Below are 5,284 nucleotides of genomic sequence, written 5' to 3'. Positions count from 1 at the left end.
CCGGCCGCAGCAGCGCGACCGGCCAGATCCAGGCCAGCGCCACCGCAGCGCCGGCGAACAGCGCCGCGGGGCTGATCGCGTCGGCGATGCCGCGCCCGGCCATCGCCATCAGCGCGACGCCGACCACCGCGGCGAGCGTCGCCATGGCCGCGCCGGCCGCCAGCCATCCGGCGCGGCTGCGCCACATCCCCAGCACGCGCAGGAGGTCGCGGGTCATTCGCCGGCCATCCTGGCGCCGACGGCGCGCCCCTGCTCGATCTCCAGCACGCGGCCCAGAACGCGCTGCGCCGCGCGCGAATGGGTGGCGATGATCGCGGTGCGGCCGGCGCAGAGCTTGCGCAGGCTCTCCAGCACCTCGGCCTCGGTGCCGGGGTCGAGATGCGCCGTCGGCTCGTCGAGCAGCACCAGCGGCGCGTCGCGCAGGAAGGCACGCGCCACCGCGACGCGCTGCGCCTGCCCGCCCGAGAGGCCGAAGCCGCCCTCCCCCACCAGCGTGTCGAGGCCCTGCGACAGGCCGCGCGCGAAGGCCATGACCTGCGCAGCCTCCGCCGCCTCCTCCACCTCCGCGTCCGTCGCCTCGGGGCGCGCCAGGCGGATGTTCTCGCGCAGCGTGCCGCGGAACAGGTGCGCGCGCTGCCCGACATAGGAGGAGAGGCGCCGCAGCTCCGACGGCGCCAGCAGCGTCGCGTCCTGGCCGTTCAGCGCAATGCGCCCGGAATCCGGCCGGCGGAACCCCATCAAGAGCCGCAGCACGGACGACTTGCCCGCCCCCGACGCACCGGTCAGCACCAGCGTCTCGCCGGGCATGACGCGGAAGGACAGGCCGTCCAGCGCCGGCGGCCGGGTCGGGTCGTAGGTCAGGCGGACATCGGTGAAGGTGACGACCAGCTTGCGCGGCATCTCCTCCAGCACCAGGCCGGGCGGGCCTTCGGGCTCGGCCAGCAGCGGCGCGAGCTCGGCGGCCGCGCCGCGCGCCGAGAGCTTCTCGTGATAGGCCTGGGAGAAGCTGCGCAGCGGCGCGAAGAAGGCAGGCACCAGCAGCAGGCAGAACAGCGCGCCGACCGGATCAGGGTGCCCCTCGCCCAGGATGGCGCCATGGCGGATCGCCAGCAGCGCGATCGCGCCGGCCGCCAGCACCTCGAGCGAGGCGGAGGAGAGGAAGGCGACGCGCAGCACCTTCATGGTGCGGGTGCGCAGCTCCGCCGCGGCGGTCGCCAGCGCCTGGGCCTCCGCCTCCTGCCGGCGGAACAGCACCAGGGTGGGCAGGCCGCGCATGCGGTCGAGGAAGCGGCCGGAGAGTCGGCCCAGCGCCTCGAACTGGCGGCGGCTGGCCTGGGCGGCGCCGATTCCCGTGGCCGCCATCGCCACCGGCACCAGCAGGCCCGCACCGGCCAGGATCAGCCCGCTGGCGGGGTCGGCCCAGAGGGCGGCGGCAGCGATCAGCGCGGGGCCGGCGATGGCCAGCGCGGCCGCCGGCAGCCAGCGGGTGAGGAAGCCTTCCAGCGCCTCGATCCGATCCACCACCAGCGCCGCGCGCTCGCCGACCGGGCGGGGGTCGGAGGGGCCCTCGGCCAGCAGCCGGTCGAAGACCGTGGCGCGCAGCCGGGACTTGGCAGCCTCCCCGGCGCTGACCAGCGCGCGTTCCTGCGCGATGCCGAGCCCGGCGGAGACGGCGATCAGCGCGGCGGCGGCGCCGAGCTCCGGCCAGCCGGCCGAGCCGAAGCCGAGCAGCGCTGCCAGCAGCAGTGCGATCAGGTAGGCCTGGGCGATTCCCGCCGCGACCTGCGCAAGGCCGAGGCCGAGCGGCAGCGCCAGCCGCGCGCGCGCCCGCCTCGCTTCGCGCCGGAGCAGGGCCTCTGCGGCGCGGTCGGTCTCGTTCACAGCCCGTGACATGGCGGGACGACCTTAGGACAGGCTCGCGGACCGGTCATCCCATCCTGTCAACTTGACGCGACACTTGCCGCCCGGCGCCGGCGGGGGCACCTCCGCGGGGACGCGATGCCCGGGACCTCAGCATGCTGCCCACCCATGGACGCTACGACTACGCCGCCTGGCGCGGCCGCACGCCCTATGCCTGGCCGAACGGGGCCCGGCTGGCCGTGTATCTCGGGGTGAACCTGGAGCATTTCGCCTTCGGCGAGGGGCTGGGCGCGGAGCTGGCCCCGGGTGGGCCGCAGCCCGACGTGCTCAACTTCGCCTGGCGCGACTACGGCAACCGGGTGGGCGCCTGGCGGCTGCTGGAGCTGCTGGACGAGCTTGCCCTGCCCGCGACGGTGCTGCTGAACAGCGCGATGTACGGCTACGCGCCGGATCTGGTGGCGACGCACCGGGCGCGCGGCGACGAGATCGCCGGCCATGGCCGCACCAATTCGGAACGGCAGTCGGTGCTGACCGAGGCGGAGGAGCAGCGGCTGATCGCCGAATCGACCGCCGCGATCGCCCTGCACGAGGGCCGTCCGCCGCGCGGCTGGCTCTCCCCCTGGATCGCCGAGAGCCGGGTCACGCCGGACCTGCTCGCCGAAGCCGGCTACACCTACACGCTGAACTGGTGCGCCGACGACGCGCCGGTGTGGATGCGCACCCGCGGCGGGCCTCTGCTGGCCGTGCCCTACCCGCAGGAGGTGAACGACATCCCGGCGGTGGTGGCGCGCAAGGACACGCCGGAAGCCTTCGCCAGGATGATCCTGGACGATTTCGAGGAAAGGCTGCGCCAGACCGCCTCCGACGGGCTGCCGCAGGTGATGGGCATCGCGCTGCACCCCTACATCATCGGCCAGCCGCACCGGATGCGGGTGCTGCGCCGCGCCCTGGCCGCGATCGCGCGGGAACGCGGACGGGTCTGGATCACAACGGCAGGCGCGGTGTTCGACCACGTCGCGGGGCTGCCGGCGGGCATCGTGCCGGGCTGCCCGCGCGCCGCCGCCGGCACGGAGCGCGCGGCATGAGGCGCCTCACGCTGCTGGCGCTGCTGGCGCTCGGCGCCTGTGCCACGCCACCGCAGCGGGCGCCGGTGCAGACCGTCGCGGCGGTGGACCTGCAGCGCTACCTCGGCACCTGGTACGAGATCGCACGCTTCCCCAATTCCTTCCAGGACGGTCGCGGGCGGCGCTGCGTGGAGACCACCGCCACCTACACGCTGCGCCCGGACGGCCAGGTGGGCGTCACCAACCGCTGCCTGGACGCCGCCGACAACAACCGGGAGGCGGTGGCGGAGGGGCGCGCCTATGCGGTGGAGGGCAGCAACAACGCCCGCCTCCGCGTCACCTTCTTCTGGCCGTTCTATGGCGACTACTGGGTGATCGGCCTGGAACCGACGTATCGCTGGGCGGTGGTGGGCTCGCCCGGGCGGGACTATCTGTGGATCCTGTCGCGCACGCCGGGGATGTCGGCCGGCGACTATGCGGCCGCCGTTGGGGCCGCGGCAGCGCAGGGCTTCGACGTGTCGCGGCTGCAACCGACGCCGCAACCGGGGCGCTGACGCGTTGCGCCGGCCGGCCACCGTGCCCAGGCCCCCAACCTCCCGCGACGCGCAGCGTCGCGGGCCCATCCCTCCCCCGCTGCGCGGGAGAGGGTGGTCTTCGCCGGAGACCGCAGCATGACCTGGTCCATTCCCCTCGGGCGCGTGCTCGGCACCGAGATCCGGCTGCATCTGACCTTTCTGCTGCTGCTCGCCTGGATCGGGTTGGCGCATGGCGCGGAGGGCGGCACCCAGGCGGCGATCGAGGGCATCGTCTTCATCTGCCTGCTGTTCGGCTGCGTGCTGCTGCACGAGTTCGGCCATGTGCTGGCGGCGCGGCGCTACGGCATCCGCACTCCCGACATCACCCTGCTGCCGATCGGCGGCGTGGCGCGGCTGGAACGCATCCCGGAGAACCCGTCGGAGGAGCTGGTCGTGGCCCTCGCCGGGCCCGCGGTGAACGTCGTGATCGCGGCACTGCTGTTCCTGGTGCTGGGCGGCGCGCCGCCCATCGAGATCGCGGCGAGCCCGGAAAACCCCGGCCATTCCATGCTGGGCCGGCTGTTCTGGGTGAACGTGACGCTGGTGGTGTTCAACCTGATCCCCGCCTTCCCGATGGATGGCGGGCGCGTGCTGCGCGCGCTGCTGGGCTACCGGCTCGGCCATCGCCGCGCCACCGAGATCGCGGCGACGGTGGGCCAGGTGCTGGCCTTCGGGCTCGGCTTCCTCGGGCTGGTGAACGGGGCGCCGCTGCTGGTCTTCGTCGCGCTCTTCGTCTGGCTGGGCGCGGGGGCGGAGAGCCAGGCGGTGCGCATCCGCGACCTGTCGCGCGGGATGATGGTGGCGGATGCGATGATCACGAAGTTCGAGACGCTGCCGGTCACCGCGCCGATCTCCCACGCCGTGGAGTTGCTCCTGCGCAGTTCGCAGACCGACTTCCCGGTGGTGGATGGCGGCGGCCGGCTGCGCGGCATCCTGACGCGATCCGACCTGATCCGCGCCTTGCAGCAGGCGGGGCCCGACAGCCCGGTAATGGAGGCGATGCAGCGCGAGGTGCCGGTGGTGCCGCACCGCGTGCCGCTGGAGCAGGCGCTGGAGACGATGCAGTCGGCCGGCGGTCCGGTCGGCGTGGTGGATGGCGGCGGACGCCTCGTCGGGCTGCTGACGCAGGAGAACCTGGGCGAGATGCTGATGGTGGAAGCGGCGCAGGCCAGCCGCCGCCCGCCCGCGAATCCGTGGATCGGGCGCGCCTGAGGCGGCGCCGTCAGGCGGCGGCGGCCGGGTCGCCCGGCGCGGTCTCCCGGCCCGATCCGGTCAGCGCGACGATGCGGCGGCCGAGGCCATCCGTGCGGCAGACGATGGCGCCCTGCTCCTCCAGCCAGTCGAGCAGCCGCCGCGCACGGCCCGCCGAACGGCTGCCATAGGCCTGCGCGATGGCGGCATCGGCCGGGCACGGCTCCCCGGCCAGCGCGGCGCGGGCGAGCAGCAGGTAGACCCCCTGCGTGTCCTCCGGCAGCGCGGCGGCCTGGGCGGCCACCGCGGGCCAGTCGGCATCGGCGTGGAAGGCGGCCTCCTCCACCCCGGCGCGGGCCAGGGCGAGCATGCGGCGGAAGGCCGGGATGTCGGGCGGCGCGCCGCCCAGGCGCGCGATCCGGCAGCGCACCAGGAAATCCTGGTAGAGCACGGCGGGCTGGCGATAGGCCGCGTCGGGCTCCGTCATTACCTGTCGCAGCAGCTCGGCGAGCCTGGCCTGGCGTTCGGTTTCCTGTTCCGGCGTGGGCGGCGCCTCGGCGCGCGCATGAACGGGCGCCGGACGCGCCGCGGCGA

Annotated in this window: 4 protein-coding genes and 2 pseudogenes; 3 read left to right on the top strand and 3 right to left on the bottom strand. The window is 74.5% G+C overall.

Annotation, left to right across the window (positions count from 1 at the left end; all coding sequences use genetic code 11):
• Nucleotides 1-217: pseudogene (locus OZN99_RS24595) on the bottom strand (hypothetical protein); the annotation flags it as partial.
• On the bottom strand, nucleotides 214-1,893 hold the full coding sequence (cydD, locus tag OZN99_RS24590; RefSeq protein WP_270937879.1) for a thiol reductant ABC exporter subunit CydD: 1,680 nt from the start codon (nucleotides 1,891-1,893) through the stop codon (nucleotides 214-216). The pseudogene OZN99_RS24595 and the gene cydD, both read right to left, overlap by 4 nt.
• A 122-nt stretch (nucleotides 1,894-2,015) precedes the next feature.
• On the opposite strand from cydD, the gene OZN99_RS24585 reads away from it, so the two are divergent.
• The 3 genes from OZN99_RS24585 to OZN99_RS24575 all read left to right on the top strand — a co-directional run bounded on the left by OZN99_RS24585 (nucleotide 2,016) and on the right by OZN99_RS24575 (nucleotide 4,711).
• Complete coding sequence (locus OZN99_RS24585) at nucleotides 2,016-2,945, top strand: polysaccharide deacetylase family protein (protein ID WP_270937878.1); 930 nt, start codon at nucleotides 2,016-2,018, stop codon at nucleotides 2,943-2,945.
• Entirely contained in the window at nucleotides 2,942-3,478 is a 537-nt protein-coding gene (locus tag OZN99_RS24580; RefSeq protein ID WP_270937877.1) for a lipocalin family protein, read from the top strand. Before OZN99_RS24585 ends, OZN99_RS24580 begins: the two co-directional genes overlap by 4 nt.
• A gap of 117 nt (nucleotides 3,479-3,595) precedes the next feature.
• Nucleotides 3,596-4,711 carry a site-2 protease family protein gene (locus OZN99_RS24575; RefSeq protein ID WP_270937876.1) on the top strand — a complete coding sequence of 372 codons (1,116 nt, stop codon included), beginning with the start codon at nucleotides 3,596-3,598 and terminating at the stop codon, nucleotides 4,709-4,711.
• A gap of 10 nt (nucleotides 4,712-4,721) precedes the next feature.
• On the opposite strand, the pseudogene OZN99_RS24570 reads toward OZN99_RS24575, so the two are convergent.
• Nucleotides 4,722-5,284, bottom strand: a pseudogene (locus OZN99_RS24570) (ATP-binding protein); the annotation flags it as partial.

The organism is Falsiroseomonas oryzae (assembly GCF_027856955.1).
In the GTDB taxonomy this organism is placed as follows: domain Bacteria; phylum Pseudomonadota; class Alphaproteobacteria; order Acetobacterales; family Acetobacteraceae; genus Falsiroseomonas; species Falsiroseomonas oryzae.
The sequence above is the reverse complement of the archived record's forward strand: the minus strand, read 5'-3'. Positions and strand labels throughout refer to the sequence as shown.